The 24,468-nt window shown below is 64.3% G+C and carries 17 protein-coding genes; 6 read left to right on the forward strand and 11 right to left on the reverse strand.

Annotated features, from left to right (window positions below; genetic code table 11):
• Positions 1-1,379: 1,379 nt before the first annotated feature.
• Positions 1,380-3,521 carry a hypothetical protein gene (locus ACPTTF_RS10340; RefSeq protein WP_423371116.1) on the forward strand — a complete coding sequence of 714 codons (2,142 nt, stop codon included), beginning with the start codon at positions 1,380-1,382 and terminating at the stop codon, positions 3,519-3,521.
• 124 nt (positions 3,522-3,645) lie between these two features.
• Here ACPTTF_RS10340 and ACPTTF_RS10345 read toward each other — a convergent pair whose 3' ends face one another.
• The 9 genes from ACPTTF_RS10345 to ACPTTF_RS10385 all read right to left on the reverse strand — a co-directional run bounded on the left by ACPTTF_RS10345 (position 3,646) and on the right by ACPTTF_RS10385 (position 18,443).
• Positions 3,646-4,620 (reverse strand): DUF3592 domain-containing protein, encoded by a 975-nt coding sequence (locus tag ACPTTF_RS10345; RefSeq protein ID WP_423371117.1) that lies wholly within the window; start codon positions 4,618-4,620, stop codon positions 3,646-3,648.
• 23 nt (positions 4,621-4,643) lie between these two features.
• Positions 4,644-5,717 carry a formylglycine-generating enzyme family protein gene (locus ACPTTF_RS10350; RefSeq protein ID WP_423371118.1) on the reverse strand — a complete coding sequence of 358 codons (1,074 nt, stop codon included), beginning with the start codon at positions 5,715-5,717 and terminating at the stop codon, positions 4,644-4,646.
• Between the two features lie 44 nt (positions 5,718-5,761).
• On the reverse strand, positions 5,762-7,861 hold the full coding sequence (locus tag ACPTTF_RS10355) for a hypothetical protein (RefSeq protein WP_423371119.1): 2,100 nt from the start codon (positions 7,859-7,861) through the stop codon (positions 5,762-5,764).
• Between the two features lie 9 nt (positions 7,862-7,870).
• Entirely contained in the window at positions 7,871-10,579 is a 2,709-nt protein-coding gene (locus ACPTTF_RS10360; RefSeq protein WP_423371120.1) for a type VI secretion system Vgr family protein, read from the reverse strand.
• Between the two features lie 381 nt (positions 10,580-10,960).
• The gene (locus ACPTTF_RS10365) at positions 10,961-12,361 is read right to left on the reverse strand and encodes a GGDEF domain-containing protein (RefSeq protein ID WP_166965865.1); all 1,401 of its coding nucleotides are present in this window, start codon (positions 12,359-12,361) and stop codon (positions 10,961-10,963) included.
• Between the two features lie 261 nt (positions 12,362-12,622).
• The gene (locus tag ACPTTF_RS10370) at positions 12,623-13,801 is read right to left on the reverse strand and encodes an acetyl-CoA C-acyltransferase (RefSeq protein ID WP_423371121.1); all 1,179 of its coding nucleotides are present in this window, start codon (positions 13,799-13,801) and stop codon (positions 12,623-12,625) included.
• Positions 13,802-13,852: 51 nt separating this feature from the next.
• Positions 13,853-14,485, reverse strand: coding sequence for a bifunctional nicotinamidase/pyrazinamidase (gene pncA, locus ACPTTF_RS10375; protein ID WP_423371122.1), 633 nt, complete (start codon positions 14,483-14,485; stop codon positions 13,853-13,855).
• Positions 14,486-14,525: 40 nt separating this feature from the next.
• Positions 14,526-16,610 (reverse strand): 3-hydroxyacyl-CoA dehydrogenase NAD-binding domain-containing protein, encoded by a 2,085-nt coding sequence (locus ACPTTF_RS10380; protein ID WP_423371123.1) that lies wholly within the window; start codon positions 16,608-16,610, stop codon positions 14,526-14,528.
• A gap of 189 nt (positions 16,611-16,799) precedes the next feature.
• Positions 16,800-18,443, reverse strand: coding sequence for a 3-(methylthio)propionyl-CoA ligase (locus ACPTTF_RS10385; protein WP_166965871.1), 1,644 nt, complete (start codon positions 18,441-18,443; stop codon positions 16,800-16,802).
• 151 nt (positions 18,444-18,594) lie between these two features.
• On the opposite strand from ACPTTF_RS10385, the gene ACPTTF_RS10390 reads away from it, so the two are divergent.
• The 5 genes from ACPTTF_RS10390 to ACPTTF_RS10410 all read left to right on the forward strand — a co-directional run bounded on the left by ACPTTF_RS10390 (position 18,595) and on the right by ACPTTF_RS10410 (position 22,439).
• The gene (locus tag ACPTTF_RS10390) at positions 18,595-20,163 is read left to right on the forward strand and encodes a protein adenylyltransferase SelO (RefSeq protein ID WP_423371124.1); all 1,569 of its coding nucleotides are present in this window, start codon (positions 18,595-18,597) and stop codon (positions 20,161-20,163) included.
• A 45-nt stretch (positions 20,164-20,208) separates the two neighbouring features.
• Positions 20,209-20,640 carry a peptide-methionine (R)-S-oxide reductase MsrB gene (msrB, locus tag ACPTTF_RS10395; RefSeq protein WP_423371125.1) on the forward strand — a complete coding sequence of 144 codons (432 nt, stop codon included), beginning with the start codon at positions 20,209-20,211 and terminating at the stop codon, positions 20,638-20,640.
• A gap of 157 nt (positions 20,641-20,797) precedes the next feature.
• Positions 20,798-21,328: a septation protein A gene (locus tag ACPTTF_RS10400; RefSeq protein WP_166965875.1), complete on the forward strand. Its 531-nt coding sequence runs from the start codon at positions 20,798-20,800 to the stop codon at positions 21,326-21,328.
• Position 21,329: 1 nt separating this feature from the next.
• Positions 21,330-21,638, forward strand: a complete 309-nt coding sequence (locus ACPTTF_RS10405; RefSeq protein WP_166965877.1) for a BolA family protein — start codon at positions 21,330-21,332, stop codon at positions 21,636-21,638.
• Positions 21,639-21,656: 18 nt separating this feature from the next.
• Positions 21,657-22,439 (forward strand): peptidylprolyl isomerase, encoded by a 783-nt coding sequence (locus ACPTTF_RS10410; protein ID WP_069248208.1) that lies wholly within the window; start codon positions 21,657-21,659, stop codon positions 22,437-22,439.
• A 116-nt stretch (positions 22,440-22,555) separates the two neighbouring features.
• Here ACPTTF_RS10410 and ACPTTF_RS10415 read toward each other — a convergent pair whose 3' ends face one another.
• The gene (locus ACPTTF_RS10415) at positions 22,556-23,776 is read right to left on the reverse strand and encodes an ISL3 family transposase (RefSeq protein WP_423370796.1); all 1,221 of its coding nucleotides are present in this window, start codon (positions 23,774-23,776) and stop codon (positions 22,556-22,558) included.
• A 146-nt stretch (positions 23,777-23,922) separates the two neighbouring features.
• A complete protein-coding gene (locus ACPTTF_RS10420; RefSeq protein WP_423371126.1) occupies positions 23,923-24,468 on the reverse strand; it encodes a GNAT family N-acetyltransferase in 546 nt (181 codons plus the stop codon).

Genomic DNA, 24,468 nt, shown 5'->3' on the forward strand with positions numbered 1-24,468 from the left:
TAAGGGCCGGAGCATATGAGAAAAAACCTTGAACGCGCCGTCGATGATGCTCAGAACGGTTCCCTAGAGAAGTTTCTAGCGGAGAGGACACAAATCATTTACTGAGTGCCAATCCGGCCTCGGAACGATGTGATCCATCCTGTTGTCCTGCTTCTTCCGGTGTCCGACCGTCACCTTCCCGTTCGCCCCTCTGGTGAACGTAACGACCGTGATCCATCCACGCGACACGAGCGTGGTTCGACCGGCTCGATCGGATACTCATCCTCTACACCGATCCTGCCCCCTTCAGCGCGATCGTCTTTTCGATCGACAGATCGGCTTGGCCGCACATCGTGAGGCGGCTCGACGACATATGCCGATTGAGCGTCTCCAATTGCGACTTTGCACCCTCTTTCGCGGCTTCCGGACTGGCGAACGCGTGGCGTCCGATATGCACTGTGGACGCACCTGACTGTGCGTCCGGATTCGGGATCGTGAGATCGGTCTTCTTCGCTGACTTACGGTCGTGGCCTTCGAGCGAACGGCCGCGAAGCGCGCGCGGTCTGGAAAACCGATGTCGTAGGCGATCAGCGGGACGTACATGAACGTCACCGCAGGCACCGGCTTGCCGCTTGCGCTGTTGCCGCCGCCGCGCGGCAGCAGGATCAGCTTGCCAGTCTTGACCGCTGTCGTCGCACCGTATTTCCGCGCAACACGCGTAACTGACGGCTCCGATGAAACAATCGCGCGGCTTAGGCCCGAAGCAGCACCGATCGCGCAAACGTCGACCACGGAGCCAGTAATCCGGATCGCACTTCCAGCCCGGCGCGGCGCTCGGCTTCGGTTAAATCACAGGAACACGGCTTGCCCGACAACAACCGGCACAAACGCGACGATTCATTTCCTGTCCGGCATCAATTTCCGGAATGAGACGTCATTGCAATCATTTCGTCGCCGAACACCCGAATTCCATTGCCGACTTCCATTAAATCGCACACTTTACCGATTCAACAGGCAATAATTGCCACTTCATTTAAATCGAATATCATAAAACCTATAAAAGATTATTGACTTCGACTTTCCCGTAAATTTAAAATCCCCTACGACGGCTTACGTTTCATTTTCTCCCGCCGTACACGAGCCACCGTTCGCCCGCGCGAAGGCCGTCCGCATTGACTTTCCCCGTGCCTCACCACGGGCGACGCCCTCTGTCATTTCGGTTTTCGTCATTTATCAGCAATCCCCTTATTTTCCGTTCAATTCGATTGCTACAGAAGCAACACTGCCCGATTTACGCCAGGCATTCACCCGAATGCCCGCAGCACGGAACGAAACGGACATCAGATCCGTTCATTCAACCATTCCGATAAAAATCGCCAGTCATCAGGAGGGACATCAACATGCATCGCCTTGCGAAGTCGCTGTGTCTCGGATTCATCTGTGCCGGCCTGCTCACAGCCTGCAACGACGACGATGTCAAATCGAGCAGCCCGTCGTCGAACAACGCCGCGCTGTCGTTCCGCATGGACACCGGCGGCCAGATCAACGCGTTCTATCGGCAGGACAAGGTCGCCGCGCACCTGCTGGTGCGCTCGTCGACGAAGCCGCGCCTGCTCGTGGTCTTCCCCGCCGGCAACAGCGGCACGGGGCTGTGGTTCGACGACACCGCCCAGCCGGTGAACTGGAGCCTCGACACGCCGCCGTCCGCGCTGTCGGCACCCGACACGCACGGTCGCCCGCTGTACGGCATCGGCGCCGACGTGTCGGTGGACACCAGCACGCTGACGATCCGCCAGGGCGTGCTCAGCAACGTGCGCTTCCTGCGCGACTTCAACGGCGGTGCAACGATTCCGCAGCAGATCCTCACCGCGCCGACGGTCCAGGGCAGCGCCGCGCAATGGCAACGCGACCGGATCGACGGCGCGCCCGGCTATTCGCTGCGCATCACGCTGCGCGACGGCGGCAGCATCGCTCCGGCAGCGGGCGGCAAGCTCGTCCTGAGTGCACCGGCGGGCTCGCACACGCTGCGGCTGCATGTCGATGCGCTGTCGGGCGAGACGCCGTTGTCGCCGATCACGCGTGCCGACCTGCTCGCGCCGTCAGTGAACCCCGATCCGGTGAGCCAGAACGTGCTCGAATTCCTGAGCTTCAACGACAAGCTGCTGGCCGGCTCGTGGCAGTACGACACCTACTTCGGCCGCGACACGCTGATCTCGGTCCGCATGCTGATGCCCGTGCTCGAACCCGCGGCAATCGAGGCCGGCCTGTCGTCGGTGCTGAGCCGCCTGTCGGTCGACGGCAAGGTCGCGCACGAGGAAGGCATCGGCGAATTCGCGCTGGTCGACAACCAGAAGAACGGGAAACCGAACGATCCGACGCCGACCTACGACTACAAGATGATCGACAGTGACTACCTGCTCGCGCCGATCGCGGCAGCGTGGCTGATCGACGATACGCGCGGCCAGGCGCGTGCGGCTGCGTATCTCGCGCAGCGCGGCAGCGACGGGCAGACCAACGGCAGCCGCCTGGTCGTCAACCTGCTGCACGTCGCGACGACCGCGCAGCCGTTCGCGCAGCAGCCGTCGGTCGCGAACCTGATCCACCTGCGGCCCGGCGAGATCGTCGGCAACTGGCGCGACAGCACCGACGGGCTCGGCGGCGGGGTCTACCCGTACGATGTGAACGCGGTGCTCGTGCCGGCCGCGCTACGCGCGGCGAACGCGTTCCTCGCGCATGGCCTGCTCGATCCGTACCTCGATGCCGGGCAGCGCGCGACGCTCGCCAACACGGCAAACGAAGCGACCACGTGGGAAACGCAGGCGCCGCCACTGTTCCAGGTCAGCGTGCCGGCCGCGCAGGCGACCACCGACGTGTCGGCCTATGCGCCGGCCGCCGGCGTGCCGGCCGGTGCCGCGCCAAGCGCACCGCTGGCCTTCTACGCGCTGTCGCTCGATCAGCAGGGCAATCCGATTCCGGTGATGAATTCGGACGGCGGCTTCGCGTTGCTGTTCGGCACGCCACCGGACGACCAGCTCCAGCGGATCGTCACCGACGTCACGCGGCCGTTCCCGACCGGGCTCGTGACCGATGCCGGCATGCTGATCGCGAACCCGGCATATGCGAACCAGGCGCTATGGCCGAAATTCACGAGCTCCGCGTATCACGGCACGGTGATCTGGTCGTGGCAGCAGGCGATGTGGGTGGCCGGGCTGGATCGCCAGCTCGCGCGCCAGGACCTGTCGGCCGCGACACGCACACTGCTCACGCAGGCGCGGCAAACGATCTGGCAGGTGATCTCGAACGGACGCGACATGCGGACGTCGGAGATGTGGACGTGGTCCTACGTGAACGGCAAGTACCAGACCGATGCATTCGGCACGCGCAGCGCGGACGCCACCGAGGCGAACGCGGCGCAGCTCTGGAGTACGACGTATCTCGCGACCCGCGATCCGCAGCAGCGCGCGGGCAAGTACTGGTGGCAGGCGTCACCGCGGATGCAGGACACTCAGTCGAAGGATGCGGCAGCGTTGGCGTCACGCTGACTGAAGCGGCAAGCGCTGCACCGATGAAGCACGCACCCCGTGCGCTCTCCGTCCGGGGCCCCGGTACGCGACATCTGCATACCGGATCGGTGCTGCGTACCGGGGCGCAACCCGGCTTCGTCGCTCAGTGGTCGTTGCGCTTCGCCCGCAGATTGCGCAACGCATCCAGCGCAATGCGCCCGCCGAAGCCCGCGCCGACCGCGACAAACGGCAATCCGATCGCGCACAGGATCAGGATCGCGCCCCACTGCTCGCCGAAACTGCGCACGACCGCGCGGTCGGGATTGCGGGGATCGTAGAGCACGCGGACAGAATCTCCGCTGTTCAGCGTGTTGCCGGTCGACGACGAACCTTGCGCGAAGGTCACGGTCCGGCCGGTTTCCGTCTTGAACGTGACGATCGCCGAATACTGGCTGCCGGCCTCCCGTCCACTGCGTTTGCGTTCGGCCATCTCGACGACCTGCCCCGTCGCAGGAACGTAATCCCGAATCTGCTGTTGCGCGTGCCAGTAAAGTGCGCCCGCGCCGCCCAGCGCACTGCCGCCGAGCAACAGCGGCAGCCCGACGACGAGCGCGAGGCCGGCCAGCGGGTTCATCTCTTCGGACTGCGGCTCGGATTCGCTCCCGGATTCAGGCGTGGCTATCGGCCCGGCATACTGCGCATGCTCTGGCGACGACGGACCACCCGACTGGAACACCCTACCGATGCCTGCGAACACGACGCCGAGGATGGTCAGGATCCCCACGCCGAACCATCGTTCGAACAACCCGGCGAAAATGACGCCGTCTGCCGGATGCGCAGGATCGTAATAGAGCCGGGCCTTGTCGCCCGGGTCCGCGCCTGGTGACGTCGATGCAAGCTGCCCCGTCACCTTGACGACCTCGCCGCTTGCCGTCACGAACTGGTAGACCGTCCGATAGTGACCGGTGTCGTAGCCATCGTGCGAAAAGCCGACGACGACGGCTTCTGCGGCTGTCATCCGGTGGGTAGCCGTGATCGACGCATAGGCCCAGACGGCCGCGCATGCCAACAGCGCCAGCCCGACCAGCAGGAACACGTTGATACGCTTGTGCGGTGAAGCGTGCGTCTTTTCATCCACGCGAATGTCCTTGCGGCCCGGCATTACTGCCCCGTCGGCGCGGCCTGGTTCAGCACGCAACGAAAGCCGAGTTCGACGTCCTTCTTGTCGGGTTGCTCGCCCCGGCGATCGATCACGAGCCTTACACGGCTGTCCGTGCCGTTGCGCACGCTGCGCAATGTGCCGGTTGCCGGCCCGCGTGGATCCGCTTTCGGGCTGTGGTTGTAGTAATTTTTGTCGAACCAGTCGTACGTCCACTCGCGCCCGTAGCCGAATACGTCCGACATGCCGATGTCGTTGTCGCCATAGGTGCCGACGGGACGACTGACCTCCGGCATCGAACTCTTGCCCTGCCCCATTCGGGCGATGGTGTCGTCCAGGTCCGTCAGGCCGTATTTGCCATCGACGACCGGTACCGCCTTGCTAGGAATGACCCAGAGCTCGCCGCGCGAGCGCGCCGCGTACTCCCACTGCGCTTCGGTCGGCAGATCCACCGGCTCGTTCAGTTCCTTGCCCAGCCACGTGCAGAAATTGCGGGCCTGCTGCCATGTCACCCCGCCGGCGGGAAAATCGGGGAAACGGAACTGAAAATTGAAGCCCGTGTCGGTCATGATCGGCGGCAAATGATTGGCGCGCGTATAGAGGTCATACGCCGAATACGTCACCCGATGCTTGAGAATCGAATAGCCGTCGAGCGTCACGTCGTGCGCCGGTGCAGCGCCCTGGTTGGCCGAATACGGCACCTTCTCCACGGATTTCTCCGGACCGAAATCGCCCATCAGGAATGTGCCGCCCTTGACGACAATCCACTCCTTGTTGATTGCGCTGCGGAAATCAGCCAGTTCCGACTCGGTCGGCGCCGGCAACGAACGGAAGTAATCCTGGAGAATCCTGATCGTGTCGTCGTGCACCTTTCCAAAGGTCCATTGGACGGCCACGCTGATGTGCTCCCACACATCCTTCTGCGGAGACGGTGTCGTGATCTCCCGAATCAAGCGCGCTTTGTCCGGCGGCGCATTCGCGTCGTTCGCGGCCATCGCAGCTGACGACAACAACAACGCGCCGCCGATCAGCAGCCGGTTCGTTTTTTTTTGCATCATCTTCCGCACATCACTCATCAATCTCGACCTCACCATTCCCGTACTTGCTCAGCCATGCGACGTCAGGCCGCCATGGTACCGCTCCCGGCCGTCGGCACGGAATCGAGCCACGCAACATTCGTTCCGACCTGCATCGCGTATTCGTGCGTATTGCTGAACTCGAACCGGTAGCCCGGCGCCGGCTCCTTTCGCTTGCCGCCCTCGATCGTCGCGACCAGCCCCATCCCGATCAAACTGCCGATCGCATTTCGGGCAAGTTGCGCATCGCCGCGTTCGCAGATGTTGGGCGACACGTTCTGGTAGACGTTCGACAGTTCATTCGAGATCTGTGCCGACAGGAGAACGCGTTCGATCGCATCGGCTGCGTCGCGACGAAGATCGTCCAGATTGTCGCCGATCCGCTGCAGCGCATAAACGATATAGCCTTTCACCTCGGCCAGCCCGTTCAGCAACGTGTCGTTCGCGTTTCTGATGGCCTCGATGAATTGTCTCGGCGACGATGCGATATAGCTCGTGAGTTCGGAAGTGAGATCGCCAAGCGTGCGTCCGAGATACTTCGCCATGTCTTCGAGCTTTTTCCCCTTCGCCAGCACGAGCGTATACATCGCCACGAAGGTCTTGAACGCCTGGGTTTCAAAGTACTTGATGTTCTTGTCGCCTGCATAGGCCACCTGCGTCTTCGCCCACCACGCAAATTCGGCGATTTCGACGACATCGACAACCGCTTCTACCTCCCCCTTCAGGCCGAGGCCCAGGCAGGCACCCAGCTTCGCGAGCACACGGAACTTGCCCTCGTCGTACGTGATGTGGAAAGCCGCCTGCACGCCAGCACCGCCCTGTGCACTTGCGCCCGGCTTCACCGACGCGAATTTCTTCCAGTCGTCCTTCTTCGCACCCGGGCGACGCCAGTCGAACGCGCCTTCGACCGATCCCTCCGCCTCGACACCGACAAATGCCTTGAGATCGCCCCCGCCATCGGCCTTCGCGTCGAACTTGGTCACGTCCATTCTCGGTTGCAGCAATGCCGGAACGTTCGGCTTGGCGGGCGAACCCTTGAACTGCTGGACGTTGCCGCGCCCCAGCTTGAATTCGAGGCCGACTTCGGCAAGCAAACTGCCGCCGCACGACGCTTCCGCACCACACTTGACATAAAGGCGGAAGAAACCCAGCTCCGCCTCGGGCTTGCTGTCCCAGGTGAAACCGCCGCCTTTTTGCTCCGTCGGCGTGGGAATCCACAGCTTCATGCCCTGCTTCGACGGCAGATAAAATATCGCCTCCAGTTTGCCGGACGCGAGATTGCCGCCGACCTCTCCCTTTGCCTTTCCGGACACCGCGATTTCGCCGCGCAAATGCAACGCGTCATCGAATGTCTTAAAGGAGTTCTCCGCCTTCGCGCTCATACCAGCCCCGGCAAAAAATCGTAGGATCTGCGTACCCGCGGAGAATTCGGCCATCTCCCCTTCATGCTCGGTCGTCTTGTACTGTGCCCACTTGTTGAACGACTCCGCAAATTCCGGTGCCCATTCCTTCCCCCAAGGCGGCGTTTTCCACTCGTGCAACGTGTATTTGTGAAGCGCCTCCTTGAGTGCGTCGTTCACCTTTTCGTGGTCAATCTTCCGCTTGCCGGTCGCCGGATCCTTGACCAGAAACGACTTCATCTGCGGCTTGTCCGTATCGAGCTTGATCCGCTTGAAAACCGGGATGATCTTGTTGGACCGCACATAAACAAACTGCTGCGCACTGAATCGCTCGCCGCCGGCACCTCGCTTGATCAGCGGCATCAACTCCCACACACCGTCCTTGTTGAACGCGGGTGTTTCCGCAAGCGCCTCATGCGCTTTTGCGGTAGCCGCCTCCTCTTTCTTTGCTGCGGTCTTCAGCGCCGCTTCGAGGTGGGGTTGCAACGCTGTATTGTCCTGCTGGGCGAGCCAGTTCGCATGCGCCAGCCCGAGTTCCTGCCGCGCGACGATGAGATCCTCCGACACACGATTCATCAACGCAATTTCCTGGGCAAGCGTCTCGACCGACTCCGCCGGGCACACGAGCAACTCGGGTGTAAAGGGCCGAAAGAAATAAAGCGGCCCCTGTTTGCCTTGTGCGGGTGCGTGGCTGCCTTCCTGGGGATTCGATGCGCCGGTTCCGGCCAATGTCTGTTGTGTCATTTCTGGTTATCAAGTCGTCGTCGTATCCGGCGCATCGTCGCCTTCGTGGAACATCTTCAGTCCATGCGCTCGGGTGCCCGTAAAGACACGCACGGTTTTCCCTTCCGCATCCGTGATGCCACGCGCAAGCACTTCGCCGCTGTCTCCCTCGATTCGATACGGCGCGAATGGCATGATCTTGCCGCTCGCCTCGTCCTTGAGCACGAACTGCTCATCGTTGACGATGCTTTTGGGCAGCGGCGGCGCCTTACCGTCGTAGCGCGTCGGACCGGAAAACGAATGCTGGTCGCCCTTGATGTCTACCGCCCCCGGCGCGTGGATTTCGATATTGCCGCCACTCAACCGGATATACGCGCCGCCAGCCGTCAGCAGAATGTCCTTCTGCGCACTGATCCTGATTGAATCGCTCGTCGACGTCACCTGGATGCCCTTGGCCGCAATCAGGTCCATGCCGTCTTGCTGCGCCTGGATCTCGAGCTTGCCGCGCGCTGCGATCAGCTTCATCCCAAATTTGTACGCGAGCAGGCTCACACGCTCGACGGCGTTCATCACGAATCCCTTGCCGACGGCAATGTTGACGTCCTTGCCGGCAGACATCGTGGTGTTCTCGCCCGCGTGGACATGAACGCTCGTCGGCGTGGTCACGCCGACACCCTTGGGTGACGCGAGCAGCAGCACGGGATCGCTGAATTCGTTTGCCGAACCGGCGCCGCCGGCCGCCAAAGGACCCAGTCCGTCAGGCGATGCACCGCTTCGCGCCGTTTGCGTGGCCGCGGTAAAGGTCTTCAGAGAATCGACGGCATCCATGCTGGCGGCACCGTGCTGCTTGGCCGCATCCGACGTCGCGGCGAGCAGTTGCCCGCCAGCCGACAGTTGCCCGCGCGCCTCGGTGACGTCGAGTTGCTCTGCGCTCGCGCCCGGCCGCCCGAACGTGCTGATATACAGCCCTTTGCCGCTACGGATCGCACCGTACGTATCGGTCGCCAGTTCGAACCCTGTTCCGCGATACGAGCCGCGATCATTGTCGCGTTGCTCGACCAGATACCCGAGATTCAGTTGTGCCGATGTTTGCGAGCTGTACAGGTGAACGCGATTTTGACCGGACGAGTCGTCGAGCACGAGCTGGTTATATCCCGAGCCCTTGTACTCCTTCGATTTGAAGCCGGAAAGCTTGCCCTCCGTGTGCCACTGCGGCGCACAGGCACTGTTGTAAACCCGGCCGGTCACCAGCGGCCGATCCGGATCGCCGTCCACATACGTAATCACGACTTCCTGACCGACGCGGGGAACAAATACGCCGCCCCAGTTTTCGCCGGCATTCGGATAGGAAACCCGCACCCAGCAGGACGCGTTCTCGTCGCCGCTGTTCAGGCGATCCCAGTGCATGCGCACCTTCACGCGATTGAACTTGTCGGTATATATCTCTTCGCCGGACGGCCCCACGACAGTAGCCGTCTGTGTGGGCATGACCGGTTTGGCATGATCGAAAGGGCTGCGGAAAGGCATCGTGCGGCGTTGTGCCTCGATCGTCGTCACGAAAAAGCCGGTGCTGGCACCGCCAGCATCGATTCGCGATTCCGACGGAGCCACGCCGAAACGCCCGCGCATCACAGCCATCCTGGCTTGCAGGCTGTGCGGAAATTCCACCGTGCCAGCCGATACCGGCAAGTTGTTTTCAATCGCCCATTCCACCGCCAGCACCGCAAACTGCCGGTTCTCCCGGCTGTCCGCATGGTGGTCCGGATGATCGGTCAATTCGAACCAGCGCCCAGCATCGACGCTGCGCAACCCGCCGACGCCATGAAAACGCTTGGCGCGCGACTCAAACTCCTCCATCCGGATTTTCGACAGCGCATCCCCGCGATCCTGCTTCTGGTACGAGTACGCGCCCGTGTATTCGTACACCTCGGTCTGCGAAGGCAGTTCGCCCTGGTTGGGCATCGCAGGAATGTCGGTGACCTTGCGTTCCCGCGGAGATTTGTAGTCGAAGGTACTGGTCGCAATCGATGCGCTCTGCAGCATTCTCGTCGCGGCCCACTGGACCAGCGCATTCGTTTCGCTATTCGCGCCTGCGCGATAAAACTCGACCGTGGCGAGGGGCAGCGACTGAAACGTGTAGAGATCGTCGGTCACGACCAACGTGTGCGCCTTTCCGTCGTCGGATTGCTCGAAGAAACCGAACCAGCCTTCGGCTTCCATCAGGCGGCAGACGAAATTCCAGTCGTCCTCGTACTGCACACAAAACGATCGGGGATGCGCAGGTTTACTCAACGCGAAACGAAAAGCGCCCGTTGCCTGCGGATGCTGGTTGAACACCTGGCTGATGATGTCATCAACCGTCGTGTCCTGCCAGATGCGCGCGTCCTTGCGAAACCGCAGGAAGTGCAACCAAGACGCAAACTCCAACTGGTAGCTTGTCACCCCACCGTCAGAACCGAGTCGCCGCGCGGTATGCACATAACCGTGCATCGGCCTGTAGGACTTGTCGGATTGCTGCAGCCAGAGCGTCACCGGCTGGGCGATCAGGTTTTTCAGCTCAATCGATTCGTTCAGGGACGCCACATCCACAACGAAGCCGTAGTCGCGTCCTACCCTGCTTTGCCCGACGACACGCTGCACCAGCAATGCGTTGTCGCCCAATGGCGTATCTATCCTGACCAGCCGCTCGTTCTGAAGAAATCCGGATCGAAGCTGATCGACAATGTCCGCCGCCCCCATTTTATTTTTACTCCATTCCGTTTAGCGCCAGAGCGGCGCGCACGGATTTTAATGGATTAATTCGGATCGGGCATTATAGCGGCGGCATTTCATTAATATTTCAAAGTCTTAAGTACTTCGAGGCGGTTCACCCACGCCCAATTCGGAAATTATTTCCAGTCGCGAAATGGATATTGCCTGACATTAACAAGAGACGGGAAAATTTACTTGTCGATATGCAAGCGCATCCCGAGATCCGATTCGATGCCAATTTATCGAAATGCATGTGAAAGATTTTGGCCGACTATCGGCTTCAGGCGTTGCAACCACTGTACGCAGCACGGCAATCACGGCATTCGATCGGTCGAACACGCACTGTCCATCAGGACGCCGAGCATCCCTTCACCGCGACACCACCCGGTTCCGCCCTTCCCGCTTCGCCTGGTACAGCCGCTCGTCGACCACCCTCAGCAACGCATCGACCGTACTTCCATCGACCCCGTATTGCGCGACACCGACACTGACCGTCACCTGCACGCGCTTGAAATCGAGCCCGAACGGCGAGCTCGCGATCGACGAGCGCACGCGCTCGGCCGTCATCCGCGCGCCTTCGAGCGGCATGTCCGGCAACAGCGCCATGAACTCCTCGCCGCCGACCCGCGCGAGCCCGCCGGCCGGCCGGATCGCGTCGAGGCACTGGCGCACGACGCCGCGCAGCACCTCGTCGCCGATCTGGTGCCCGTACGCATCGTTGATGTTCTTGAAATTGTCGAGATCGAGTGCGAGCAGGCAGAACGGCGTGCCGTCGCGCTCGGCCCGCACCATCTCGCGCTCGACCTGCGCGATGAACTGCCGCCGGTTCGACGCACCCGTCATCGGATCGGTCGCGGCCATGTATTCGAGCTTCTGGTTCGTGCGCCGCAGCTCCTGCAGCGCGCTCTCGGTGCGCGCCATCGACTCCGACAGCCGGCTCATCAGGTCTTCCTGGCTGTAGATCGCCGAGAAGGAGCGCGTCGTCTGCAGCGCCTGCACGACACCGTAGCTGAGCAGGAAGAAGCCGCCCGCGAAAATCGCGTGCGCGAGCCACCACATGTGATTCCACGGCTTGCCGAGAATGAACGCGAGCGACGACAGCGCGAACGCCATGATCGACACGCCGTAGATCACCATCAGCGGCGAGCGGATCCGCCGCGCGAGCAGCACGGCGACGTTCAGCAGCGAGAACACGAGCGCGCCACCTTCCATCGACAGCCGCGTGCCCAGCGCGCCCGCGACCGGCGAATACGCGATGTACGCCACCACGACGTTGACGATCACGAAGAACACGATCCACGGCAGCCATGTGCGCACGCTCGTGCGCTTGTCGAGGCGGTCCGGCGGACGGGAATAGGACAGCAGGCCCGTGAGCAGCAGGATCGACATCACGAGCCGCGACGCGGGCCCGTACAGCAGGAACAGCCAGATATTGTGATGCGCCATCCCGGTGAAGGCACCGTGCAGCGCATAGATCATCGCGAAACCGAGAAAGCCAAGTGTCAGCCAGCGCAGCAGCGGTTCGCCGGACGACCGGTAGCACACCCACGTCACGTAGGTGACGAACGCGCCCTCGAGGGTCGCGGCCGCGATCGCGATTTCATGGAACACGTGGCTCTCGTACACGACGTGCGGGTCGCTGAAGAACCACAGATAGGCGATCAGATAGGCGGGCAGCAACGCGAATCCGACCAGCAGGCATTTCGCGTAGAGCCTCGCGGCCGCGCTGACGACGCGCGGCGGTTCCCCTGCTGCATAGGTCGTACTCATTCGGTCCCCGGTCGGTCTGCTGCGTTGGTTCGAACCTTCGCGGCACGGATCGCGCGACACACGATCCGGCCCATCGTGCCGAAAGGCAAATGTCAGAGCAAGTATAGGTGGGGCAATTCGTTTGACAAGTAAGGGGAAACGGCATTGCCCGGCGCACGCCTTTTGCTTCCCGATTGTTTCGAATGGCGGCTCAGTCGCACCGATTCACATCGCGGCCGCCTGCCTCGCCGAAGCGAAACCGCGGCCGCTGCCTGCCAAAGATCAGAGGATTTCGAACAGGCCGGCCGCGCCCTGCCCGCCGCCGATGCACATCGTGACGACCACGTACTTCACGCCGCGCCGCTTGCCTTCGATCAGCGCATGGCCCGTCAGGCGTGCGCCCGACACGCCGTACGGATGGCCGACCGCGATCGCGCCGCCGTTCACGTTCAGGCGATCTTCAGGAATCCCGAGCGTGTCGCGGCAATACAGCACCTGCACCGCGAACGCTTCGTTCAGTTCCCACAGGCCGATATCGTCGACCTTCAGCCCTGCCTGCTTCAGCAGCTTGGGCACCGCGAACACGGGGCCGATGCCCATCTCGTCCGGCTCGCAGCCGGCCACCGCGAAACCGCGGAATACGCCGAGCGGCTGCAGCCCTTCGCGCTGCGCGGCGTCGGCGCTCATCACGACGCAGGCCGACGCGCCGTCCGAGAACTGGCTCGCGTTGCCGGCAGTGATCACGCCGCCCGGCACGGCCGACCGGATCTTCGACACGCCTTCGAGCGTCGTGTCGGGGCGGATGCCTTCGTCGGCCGATACCGTCACTTCCTTCGTGAACAGGCGGCCCGTCGCCTTGTCGGCGATGCCCGCGAGCACGGTGATCGGCACGATCTCGTCGCGGAAAAGACCGGCTTCCTGCGCGGCCGCGGCACGCAGCTGCGACCGCACGCCGTATTCGTCCTGCCGCTCCTTCGAGATTCCGTAGCGCTTCGCGACGTTCTCGGCCGTCTGGAGCATGTTCCAGTAGATTTCGGGCTTGTGCTGGACGAGCCAGCCTTCCTGGATCATGTGGTGGTTCATCTCGTTCTGCACGCACGAGATCGATTCGACGCCGCCTGCGACATACACCTCGCCTTCGCCCGCGATGATCCGCTGCGCGGCCAGCGCGATGGTCTGCAGCCCCGACGAGCAGAAACGGTTCACCGTCATCCCCGGCACGCTCACGGGCAACCCTGCGCGCAACGCGATCTGCCGCGCGATGTTCGCGCCGGTCGCGCCTTCGGGGTTCGCGCAACCCATGATCACGTCCTCGACGCGCGCGGGGTCGAGCTTCGCGCGTTCGAGCGCGGCCGCGACCACGTGGCCGCCGAGCGTCGCGCCGTGCGTCATGTTGAAAGCACCGCGCCAGGATTTCGCCAGCGGCGTGCGGGCGGTCGATACGATTACGGCTTCGGTCATGCGAGTCTCCTTCGGTCCTGCTTCATGTCCTGAATCGGATGGGGGAATGCGCTACGCCGCCGGGCGCGCGCCCGCGGACGTCACATGGGCGACGCCCGCTGCCTGCATCTGCTGCCATGCGTGGGCGAGCGACCCGTTCAGGTCGATCGCGCGGCACGCATCGTTGATCACCGCGGCTTCGAAACCGGCCGCACGCGCATCGAGTGCCGACCACGCAACGCAATAGTCGGTCGCGAGCCCGCAGCACCACACGCGCTTCGCGCCGAGCTCGCGCAGATAACCCGCGAGCCCCGTGCGCATCGTGCGGTCGGCTTCGACGAATGCGGAATAGCTGTCGACCTGCGCGTCGCCGCCCTTGCGGATGACGAGCCGCGCATGCGGGATGTCGAGGTCGCGATGCAGCGCCGCGCCCTCGGTGTCCTGCACGCAGTGCACGGGCCACAGCACCTGCTCGCCGTACGGCAGCGCGAGCGTGGAGAACGGTTCGCGGCCCGGATGGTTCGCCGCGAACGACACGTGCTCGCGCGGGTGCCAGTCCTGCGTCAGCACGACCTGGTCGAAGCGTTGCGCCAGCGCGTTGATCACCGGCACGACTGCGTCGCCGTCGGGCACCGCGAGCGCGCCGCCCGGCATGAAGTCGTATTGCACGTCGATCACGAGCAGGACGTCGTCGGTGCGTTTCATTGCGTTTCTCCGGGTGTTCGTCGCGCCGCGATCCGGCGCGTCAGCCGTTGAACCCGCGGCCGGCCTTCGCGAGTTCCGCGATCGACGGCGCGAGCTGCCATGCGTCGCCGTTCGGCGCGGCCGCGTAGCGGCGAATCGCACGCTCGACGTTGTAGAGGCCGACCACGTCCGCGTACAGCATCGGGCCGCCGCGCCACAGCGGGAAGCCATAGCCTGTCAGGTAGACCATGTCGATGTCGGACGCCTTCGACGCGATTTTCTCCTCGAGGATCTTCGCGCCTTCGTTGACGAGCGCGAACACGAGCCGCTCGACGATCTCGTCGTCGCCGATCTTGCGCCGCTCGACGCCGCGCTCCTTCGAATACGCGACGACCATCTCGTCGACGAGCGACGACGGCTTTGCCTTGCGCTCGCCCGGCACGTAGTCGTACCAGCCGGCGCCCGTCTTCTGGCCGAAGCGCCCCTGTTCGCACAGGCGGTCGGCGATCTTCGAGTACTGCAGATCGGGTTTCTCGACATAACGGCGCTTGCGGATCGCCCAGCCGATGTCGTTGCCGGCGAGGTCGCTCATCCGGAACGGCCCCATCGCGAAACCGAACTTCTCGATCGCGCGATCGACCTGCGCGGGCAGCGCGCCTTCCTCGAGCATGAACAGCGCCTGGCGGATGTACTGCTCGATCATCCGGTTGCCGATGAAGCCGTCACACACGCCCGACACGACCGCCGTCTTGCGGATCTTCTTCGCCACCGCCATCACGGTGGCGAGCACGTCCTTCGCGGTCTGCGCGCCGCGCACGACCTCGAGCAGCTTCATCACGTTCGCCGGGCTGAAGAAGTGCATGCCGACGACGTCCTGCGGGCGCTTCGTGAACGCCGCGATCTTGTCGACGTCGAGCGTCGACGTGTTCGACGCGAGGATCGCACCCGGCTTCGCGACTTCGTCGAGCTTCCTGAACACCTGCTCCTTCACGCCGAGTTCCTCGAACACGGCTTCGACGATCAGGTCGGCATCCTTCAGGTCGTCATAGGACAGCGTCGGCGCGATCAGCGCCATGCGCGCGTCGAGCTTCTCTTGCGTGAGCTTGCCCTTCTTCACCTGCGCGTCGTAGTTCTTGCGGATTGTCGCGATGCCGCGCTCGAGCGCGTCCTGCTTCGTCTCGAGCAGCGTGACGGGGAGGCCCGCGTTGATGAAGTTCATCGCGATCCCGCCGCCCATCGTGCCCGCGCCGATCACGCCGACGCGGCGAATCTCGCGCAGCGGCGTATCGGCCGGCACGTCGGGAATCTTGCTCGCCGCACGCTCACCGAAGAACGCGTGCCGCAGCGCGCGACTTTCCGGCGTCATCATCAGCGCGACGAAACCCTCGCGCTCGGCAATGCTGCCCTTGTCGAAGCCGTGCAGCACGCCGGCCTCGATCGCGTCGATGCACTTGTGCGGCGCGGGGAAATTCGGCGCGGCGGCCTGCGCGGAATTGCGCGCGAACTGGATGAAGCCCGCGGCGTTCGCGTGGACGATCTTGCGATCGCGCACGCGCGGATACGGCCCCTTCTGCGCCCCCACCTTGCGCGCGAACGCGACAGCCGCGTCGAGCAGGTCGCCGTCTGCCATCTCGTCGAACAGCCCGCTCTTCGCGAGTTGCTCCGACGGCACGGGCGCGCCCGACACGATCATGTTCAACGCGGTTTCGAGCCCCACCGCGCGCGGCAGGCGCTGCGTGCCGCCGGCGCCCGGCAGCAGGCCGAGCTTCACTTCGGGCAGCGCGACCTGCGCACCGGGTGCCGCGATACGGTAGTGCGCGCCGAGCGCGAGCTCGAGGCCGCCGCCCATCACGACGCTGTGCAGCGCCGCGACGACGGGCTTCGCGCTCGCCTCCACCGCGCGGATCACGGTGTGCAGCGTCGGCTCCTGCAGCGCCTTCGGCGTATTGAATTCGGTGATGTCGGCGCCGCCCGAGAATGCGCGTCCCGCGCCGGTCAGCACGATGGCCGTGACCGACGGGTCCTGCGCGGCGCGATCGAGCGCGTCCATGACGCCCTGACGGGTCGACAGGCCGAGCCCGTTGACGGGCGGATTGTTGAGCGTAAGGACGGCCACGCCGTCGCGAGTCGAGTAATCCACTGCCATCTGCCTGCCTCCATGCATCGCGCGCCGGGGTGGCTGCGCTTCATTGTGCGCGGTCGAACAGCCGCATGTCCGGATGAACTGAGGCAGCATACAACGAAAAAGCACGATCGTTCAATTTGAATTTTGTTCCCGATCCGGGGACGGATCGGGCGACCGCTTTGCGAGCCGCTTCCGGCTCGGGCGCCGACGTTACGGCTCGCCGACCGCCGTCGGCAACACGTAATCGCGGAACGTCTCGCGCAGCTTCAGCTTCTGCAGCTTGCCGGTCGCGGTGTGCGGCAGCGAATCGACGAACACGACGTCGTCGGGAATCCACCATTTCGCGACCTTGCCTTCGTAGAACGCGAGCAGCGCGTCGCGATTCAGGTTCGCCCCTTCGCGCCGCACCACGACGAGCAGCGGGCGCTCGGTCCATTTCGGATGCGCGCAGGCGATGCAGGCGGCCTCGGCCACGCCCGGGTGCGCGATCGCGACGTTCTCGATGTCGATCGAACTGATCCACTCGCCGCCCGACTTGATCACGTCCTTGCTGCGGTCGGTGATCTGCAGGAAGCCGTCGGGGTCGATCGTCGCGACGTCGCCGGTCGGGAACCAGCCGTCCGACAGCGGCGACGTATCGCCGCGAAAGTAGTGGTCGATCACCCACGGGCCGCGCACCTGCAGTTCGCCGAACGCGACGCCGTCCCACGGCAGCTCGTGGCCGTCCTCGCCGACGATGCGCATGTCGACGCCGCAGATCACGCGCCCCTGCTTCTCGAGCAGCTTGCGCTGCGCGTCGAGCGGCCGCTGCGACTGCGCCCAGTTGAGCTTCGCGAGCGTGCCGAGCGGCGACAGTTCGGTCATCCCCCACGCATGGATCACGCGCACGCCGTATTCGTCCTCGAAGGTGCGCAGCATCGCGGGCGGGCACGCGGAACCGCCGATCACCGTGCGGTTCAGCGTCGAGAAGCGCACGCCGGCCTCGCGCATGTAGTTCAGCAGGCCGAGCCACACGGTCGGCACGCCCGCGGAGAACGTCACGCGCTCGGCTTCCATCAGCTCGTACAGCGATTTCCCGTCGAGATCCTTGCCGGGCAGCACGAGCTTGCCGCCCGTGAGCGGCACGGCATACGGCAGCCCCCACGCATTGACGTGGAACATCGGCACGACGGGCAGCACGGCGTCCATCGCGGAGAGATTCATCGCGTCGGGCAGCGCAGCGCCGTACGCGTGCAGCACGGTCGAGCGGTGCGAATAGAGCACGCCCTTCGGGTTGCCGGTCGTGCCCGACGTGTAGCAGAGACCCGACGCCTGCTGCTCGTCGAGGCGCGGCCAGTCGTAGCGGCCGTCCTCCGCTTCGACGAGCGTTTCGTAGCAGAGGTACGGCGTCGTGCCCGACGGCAGGTGCGCGGCATCGGTCATCGCGACCCAGCCCTTCACGTTCGGGCACTGCGGCGCGATGGCGTCGACGAGCGGCGCGAAATTGATGTCGAAGAAGACGTAGCGGTCTTCCGCGTGATTGACGATGTACGCGATCTGCTCGGGGAACAGGCGCGGGTTGATCGTGTGGCATACGGCGCCCATCCCGCCGATGCCGTAGTACGCCTCCAGATGCCGGTAGCCGTTCCACGCCAGCGTGCCGACGCGATCGCCGGTTTCGACGCCGAGCCGCGCGAGCGCCTGCGCCAGCTGCTTCGCGCGGCGTTCGCAGTCGCGGTACGTGTAGCGATGCAGATCGCCTTCCACGCGCCTCGACACGATCTCCGTGTCGCCGGCGTGCCGCGCGGCATGAGAAATCAGCGAGGACACCAGCAATGGCATGTCCATCATCTGGCCCAGCAACGGCTTACCCATCGTCTTGTTCTCCGTGAGGATGCGAATCGGCGACCAGCCTCTGCGGCGCGCCCGTCAGCGGCCCCGGACGGGCGTGGCGCATAGCGCGCGGGCCACCATGCGGGCGGCGCGGCGCCGCCTTACAATATCGGCTTACCCAGAGGCGCTCAACATGTCGTTTTCCCGAAGCGCAGCCGATACGGCTGACACCCTCCCCGACCTCGCCGCCACGCTCGGCGCGCCCGCCGTTGGCGCGTTCGTCACGCTCGGCGACGCGTTTCATACGCGGCTGCCGGCCGCGCCGCTGGCCGCGCCGTACGTCGTCGGCTTTTCCGGCGAAGTCGCGCAACTGCTCGACCTGCCGCCGTCGATCGCCGCGCAGCCCGGCTTCGCCGAGCTGTTCGCCGGCAACCCGACGCGCGACTGGCCCGCGAACGCGATGCCGTACGCATCGGTGTATTCCGGCCACCAGTTCGGCGTGTGGGCGGGCCAGCTCGGCGACGGCCGCGCGCTGACGATCGGCGAGCGCACCGGCTCGGACGGCCGCCGCTACGAGTTGCAGCTGAAAGGCAGCGGCCGCACGCCGTATTCGCGAATGGGAGACGGCCGCGCGGTGCTGCGCTCGTCGATCCGCGAATTCCTGTGCTCGGAAGCGATGCATCACCTCGGCATCCCGACCACGCGCGCACTGACGGTGATCGGTTCCGACCAGCCGGTGGTGCGCGAGGAGATCGAGACGTCGGCCGTCGTCACGCGCGTGTCGGAAAGCTTCGTGCGCTTCGGCCACTTCGAGCACTTCTTCTCGAACGATCGCCTCGACCTGCTGCGCCAGCTCGCCGATCACGTAATTGACCGCTTCTATCCGGATTGCCGCCGCGCCGACGATCCGTACCTCGCGCTGCTCGAAGCCGCGACGCTGCGCACGGCCGACCTCGTCGCGCAGTGGCAGGCCGTCGGCTTCTGCCACGGCGTGATGAACACCGACAACATGTCGATCCTCGGCGTGACGATCGACTACGGCCCGTTCGGCTTCGTCGATGCGTTCGACGCGAATCACATCTGCAACCACTCGGACAACAGCGGCCGCTATGCGTACCGGATGCAGCCGCGCATCGCGCACTGGAACTGCTACTGCCTCGCCCAGGCGCTGCTGCCGCTGATCGGGCTGCAGCACGGCATCGCCGACGACGATGCGCGCGCCGAGCGTGCGGTGGACGATGCGCAGGCCGTGCTCGCGAAGTTCCCGGAACGTTTCGGCCCCGCGCTCGAACGCGCGATGCGCGCGAAGCTCGGCCTCGAGCTCGAACGCGAGAACGATGCCGACCTCGCCAACAAGCTGCTCGAGACGATGCACGCGAGCCACGCGGATTTCACGCTGACGTTCCGCCGCCTCGCGCAGATCTCGAAGCACGACGCGAGCCGCGACGCGCCCGTGCGCGACCTGTTCATCGACCGCGACGCATTCGATGCGTGGGCGAACCTCTACCGCGCGCGGCTGTCCGAGGAAACGCGCGACGACGCGGCACGCGCGGCCGCGATGAATCGCGCGAACCCGAAATACGTATTGCGCAACCATCTGGCCGAAGTCGCGATCCGGCGCGCGAAGGAAAAGGATTTTTCGGAAGTCGAGCGGCTCGCGCAGATCCTGCGCCGCCCGTTCGACGAACAACCCGAGCATGAAGCGTACGCGGCGTTGCCGCCCGACTGGGCCGGGTCGCTCGAAGTGAGCTGCTCGTCCTGAGCCCGCAACCCGCGCGTATCGACCGACCGATCAGGAGAACCCCACATGTCCCACGATTCCGACGACAAGACCTTCCCGTACCAGAAGGACGATGCCGAGCTGCGCCAGCGGCTCACGCCGATGCAGTACGAAGTCACGCAGCACGCGGCAACCGAACGTGCGTTCACCGGCGAATACACCGACACCGAAGATGCCGGCATCTACAAATGCGTCGTCTGCAGCACGCCGCTGTTCGAATCCGGCTCCAAATTCCACTCGGGCTGCGGATGGCCCAGCTACTTCAAGCCGCTCAACGGCGAGGTGATCGACGAAAAGGTCGACTACTCGCACGGGATGGTGCGCGTCGAGGTCCGCTGCAACCACTGCGGCGCGCATCTCGGCCACGTCTTCGAGGACGGCCCGCGCGACCAGACCGGTTTGCGCTACTGCATCAATTCGGCTGCGTTAAACTTCGAGTCCCGACCCGAAAACGAATGAGCGGCGCCGGGCGGATCGGCGGGGCGACCCTCGGGGGCGACCCTCGCCGGGCGGCTACCCTCGGGCTGGCCGCCCCCGATCCGCGACGGCGGTGCCTGGCGGGTCCCTACAACGGTGAAAGGCCGCGCACGCGGCCTTTCACGCAGCTGCGAGCGCCATGAAATTCCTGTTCGATCTGTTTCCGATCATCCTGTTTTTTGCCGCCTTCAAGGTCTGGGGCATCTTTACCGCCACCGCCGTCGCGATCGTCGCGACGCTGGCCCAGGTCGCCTGGGTCGCCTTCCGGCACCGGAAGGTCGACACGATGCTGTGGGTCAGCCTCGGCGTGATCGTCGTGTTCGGTGGCGCCACCCTCGTCCTGCATGACGAGAAATTCATTCAATGGAAACCGACTGTGCTGTACTGGTTGTTTGCGATCGGGTTGCTCGCCGCGCGTTATGCGTTCAGCAAGAACCTGATCGAGAAGATGATGGGCAAGCAGCTCACGCTGCCGACTCCCGTGTGGGACAAGCTGAACGTCGCCTGGGCGCTGTTCTTCGCGGTGCTCGGCGTCGCGAACCTGTACGTGGTGCACAACTTCACCGAATCGCAATGGGTGAACTTCAAGCTGTTCGGCACGACCGGCGCGATGGTCGTGTTCATCATCCTGCAAAGCCTGTGGCTCACGAAATACCTGAAGGACGAGTGACATGACGGACGCCTTTCTCCACGCGTCGCCCGACGAACGCATCGCGCTGATCGAAGCGCGCCTCACCGCATCGCTCGCACCGCTGTCGCTCACCGTGCGCGACGACAGCGCGCAGCACGCGGGCCACGCCGGCGCGGCCTCCGGCGGCCACTTCACGGTCACGATCGTGTCGGCCGCCTTCGCGGGCAAGCCGCGCGTCGCGCGGCACCGGCTGGTGTATGATGCGCTCGCTGATGCGATGCAGCGCGGCATTCACGCGCTCGCGATCGTGGCTTACACGCCCGAAGAATTCAACGAATCTTCAATCTAGTCTCATTAGGAATTCCCGATGATCCTCAAATCCCCCCGCCTGTGGGTCGCGGCGGCTGCTTTCGCAGCGGCACCGGCATTTGCCCAGAATATCGCCGTCGTCAACGGCACGCCGATTCCGAAGTCGCGCGCCGATGCGATGGTTGCTCAGCTCGTCCAGCAAGGCCAGACCGACAGCCCGCAACTGCAGCAGGCCGTGCGCCAGGAACTCGTGAACCGCGAAATCCTGATGCAGGAAGCGATCCGTGAAGGCATCCCGAACCGTCCGGACGTGAAGGCACAGGTCGCCGTCGCGCAGCAGACCGTCGTGCTGCGCTCGATGATCGAGAGCTTCCTGAAGAAGAACCAGCCGACCGACGCCGAAGTGAAGGCGCGCTACGACGACCTCGTCAAGGGCGCCGGCGGCAACCGCGAATACCACCTGCACCACATCCTCGTCAGCGACGAGCAGCAGGCGAAGGACCTGATCGCGAAGATCAAGGCCGGCGCGAAGTTCGAGGATCTCGCGAAGCAGTACTCGAAGGATCCGGGTTCGGGCAAGAACGGCGGCGATCTCGACTGGTCCGACCCGAAGGCGTACGTGCCGGAATTCGCGGCGGCCGCGCAGAAGCTGCAGAAAGGCCAGATGACCGACACGCCGGTGAAGACGCAGTTCGGCTGGCACATCATCCGCGTCGACGACATTCGCGACATCGCTCCGCCGCCGCTCGAGCAGGTGAAGGCGCAGATCGCGCAGCAACTCGTGCAGCAGAAGCTGCAGGCATTCGAGGAAGGCCTGCGCCAACAGGCAACGGTCAAGTAACGCCGGCGCACGCTGCACGCACATCGAAAGGCCGCTCTCCGGAGCGGCTTTTTTATTGCCCGCAGGCTGACTGCCGGCGCATCACGATGCGCTGCGGTGCGCCCAAAGAAAAAGGTTCATCGAGGATTACCGGGGAACGCGGCGCGGATCTTGAGGAAGAAGTATTCCTCGTCGCGGTACCCGTAAGCTCGACGCTTGATGACCTTGATGGTGTTGTTGATACCTTCGACGACGCTGGTATTGAGTGGGTGTCGGCAACGTGCCAGGATTCCGTGCCAGTAACCCTGCAAGCGCTGAGCAAACAGTTGCAGCGCCGCGATCCCGCTTTGCCGGGCTTGCTCGATCCATTGCTCCCAGGCTTTTTGCGCCCAAGCTGGCTTTTGGTAGAACCAGAGCCGCTTGAGTTCGTCGCGTAGCACGTAGACGCACAGCAACGGCTGATTGGCGGCCAGCAGTTCCTTCAGATGCACGGCCTGTTCCTGCTTCAGGTTACGGCGGTTGCGCAGCAGCAGCCATCGACTGGACTTCAGAACCTTCCGGGCCGGCCGATCATGGCGTAGCTGATTGGCCTGATCCACCCGTACCCGATCGATGACTTCGCGCCCGTACTTGGCGACGACGTGGAACAAGTCGTAGACCACCTCGGCTTGCGGACACTGCGCCTTGATCTCCAGCTCGTAGGCCGTGGTCATGTCGATCGCGACCGCTTCGATGCGCTCGGCGACGCCCGCGGGAAGTTGTTCGAAGAAGGCCCTGGCCGTCTCGCGAGAGCGCCCCTGTCCGATCCAGAGCACTTGCCGGCCGATCGGATCGACCACCACCGTGGCGTAGCGATGGCCTTTATGTAGCGCGAACTCGTCCATCGCCAGATAGCGGATCGTCGACCAGTCCGGCTCGGCCACGCGTGCGCGCAAGCGCATCTTGTCGATCGATTTGACCGTATGCCAGCCCAGGTCGTAGAAGGCGGCTACCGCCTGCACGCTGGCCGCTTGCAGCAGCCTCTCGCAGGCCTTGGCGAATCGCTCCGTCACTCGCTGGTAGCGGCCCAGCCAGTCCAGCTTCTCCAGCCTCGGCCCGCCGCAGCGTTCGCACCAGACTCGGCGACGAGGGACATGCAGTACCACCCGATACTCGAACAGCGGCAGATCGCGCACGCGCCGCACCGTCGTTTCATGAATCTGCTGGCAACGCGCTCCGCATTGCTCGCAGTACATGACCTTGCTGACCGGCTTCAAGTACAGCGACAGCGTGCGCCTTTCACCCGCCGGCCACTCCACCCGCTCCAGCCGATAGCCTGTCCAGCAACCCAGTGCCTGAAGTGCCTTGCGATCGAGCAATTCTTCCTCCTGACCTCCATAAAGTCAGGCATCAGGTTACGCAATCGCTCTCCAAGGCTCCACGGTTTCCTGCGATGAACCAAGAAAAAGCCGCTCCGAAGAGCGGCCTTCATGTGTGCCGGATCGACGCGCGCCGCAAACCTGCGCTACGCGGGATAGAACACGTCGTGATAGCGAACGTCACCCGACGGCCGCGGCGCCGAGTCGTCGAGCGACAGCGCAAGGAAATACTCGGGCGGCACGCCAGGGAACACGATGTCGCCGGACGGCGCAAAGCCGAAACGCGTGTAGTACGCGGGTTCCCCGAGCAGGACACAGCCGCGCGCGCCGAGCCGGCGCAACGCGTCAAGCCCCGTGCGCACCAGCCCCGCGCCGATGCTCTGCCGCTGGCAGTCGGGCAGCACCGCGAGCGGCGCCAGCCCGTACCAGCCCTGGCTGCCGGACGGCTCGCCGCCGATCGACACCGGCGAGAACGCAACGTGCCCGATCACGCGGCCGTCGCGTTCCGCGACGAGCGATACGCTCAACGTACCGTCGGCACGCAGCGTGTCGACGATCCGCCGTTCGAACTGCCCGCCTTCCGGCTCGCCCGCGAACGCGGCGACGATCACGCGGCCGATCGCGTCGACATCGCCGGCGCGCTCGTCGCGCAGCGTGACGACCTCGACCGGCGCGTTCGGGTCGAACATCAT

This window comes from Burkholderia crassaminum (assembly GCF_964265005.1).
GTDB lineage: Bacteria > Pseudomonadota > Gammaproteobacteria > Burkholderiales > Burkholderiaceae > Burkholderia.

What these genes read in the sequence shown, in the direction of transcription:
- ACPTTF_RS10340 (WP_423371116.1), top strand. Translation starts at nt 1,380, where the DNA reads ATGCATCGCCTTGCGAAGTCGCTGTGTCTCGGATTCATCTGTGCCGGC.
- ACPTTF_RS10350 (WP_423371118.1), bottom strand. Translation starts at nt 5,717, where the DNA reads ATGAGTGATGTGCGGAAGATGATGCAAAAAAAAACGAACCGGCTGCTG.
- ACPTTF_RS10355 (WP_423371119.1), bottom strand. Translation starts at nt 7,861, where the DNA reads ATGACACAACAGACATTGGCCGGAACCGGCGCATCGAATCCCCAGGAA.
- ACPTTF_RS10360 (WP_423371120.1), bottom strand. Translation starts at nt 10,579, where the DNA reads ATGGGGGCGGCGGACATTGTCGATCAGCTTCGATCCGGATTTCTTCAG.
- ACPTTF_RS10365 (WP_166965865.1), bottom strand. Translation starts at nt 12,361, where the DNA reads ATGAGTACGACCTATGCAGCAGGGGAACCGCCGCGCGTCGTCAGCGCG.
- ACPTTF_RS10370 (WP_423371121.1), bottom strand. Translation starts at nt 13,801, where the DNA reads ATGACCGAAGCCGTAATCGTATCGACCGCCCGCACGCCGCTGGCGAAA.
- pncA (WP_423371122.1), bottom strand. Translation starts at nt 14,485, where the DNA reads ATGAAACGCACCGACGACGTCCTGCTCGTGATCGACGTGCAATACGAC.
- ACPTTF_RS10380 (WP_423371123.1), bottom strand. Translation starts at nt 16,610, where the DNA reads ATGGCAGTGGATTACTCGACTCGCGACGGCGTGGCCGTCCTTACGCTC.
- ACPTTF_RS10385 (WP_166965871.1), bottom strand. Translation starts at nt 18,443, where the DNA reads ATGGGTAAGCCGTTGCTGGGCCAGATGATGGACATGCCATTGCTGGTG.
- ACPTTF_RS10390 (WP_423371124.1), top strand. Translation starts at nt 18,595, where the DNA reads ATGTCGTTTTCCCGAAGCGCAGCCGATACGGCTGACACCCTCCCCGAC.
- msrB (WP_423371125.1), top strand. Translation starts at nt 20,209, where the DNA reads ATGTCCCACGATTCCGACGACAAGACCTTCCCGTACCAGAAGGACGAT.
- ACPTTF_RS10400 (WP_166965875.1), top strand. Translation starts at nt 20,798, where the DNA reads ATGAAATTCCTGTTCGATCTGTTTCCGATCATCCTGTTTTTTGCCGCC.
- ACPTTF_RS10405 (WP_166965877.1), top strand. Translation starts at nt 21,330, where the DNA reads ATGACGGACGCCTTTCTCCACGCGTCGCCCGACGAACGCATCGCGCTG.
- ACPTTF_RS10410 (WP_069248208.1), top strand. Translation starts at nt 21,657, where the DNA reads ATGATCCTCAAATCCCCCCGCCTGTGGGTCGCGGCGGCTGCTTTCGCA.
- ACPTTF_RS10420 (WP_423371126.1), bottom strand. Translation starts at nt 24,468, where the DNA reads ATGATGTTCGACCCGAACGCGCCGGTCGAGGTCGTCACGCTGCGCGAC.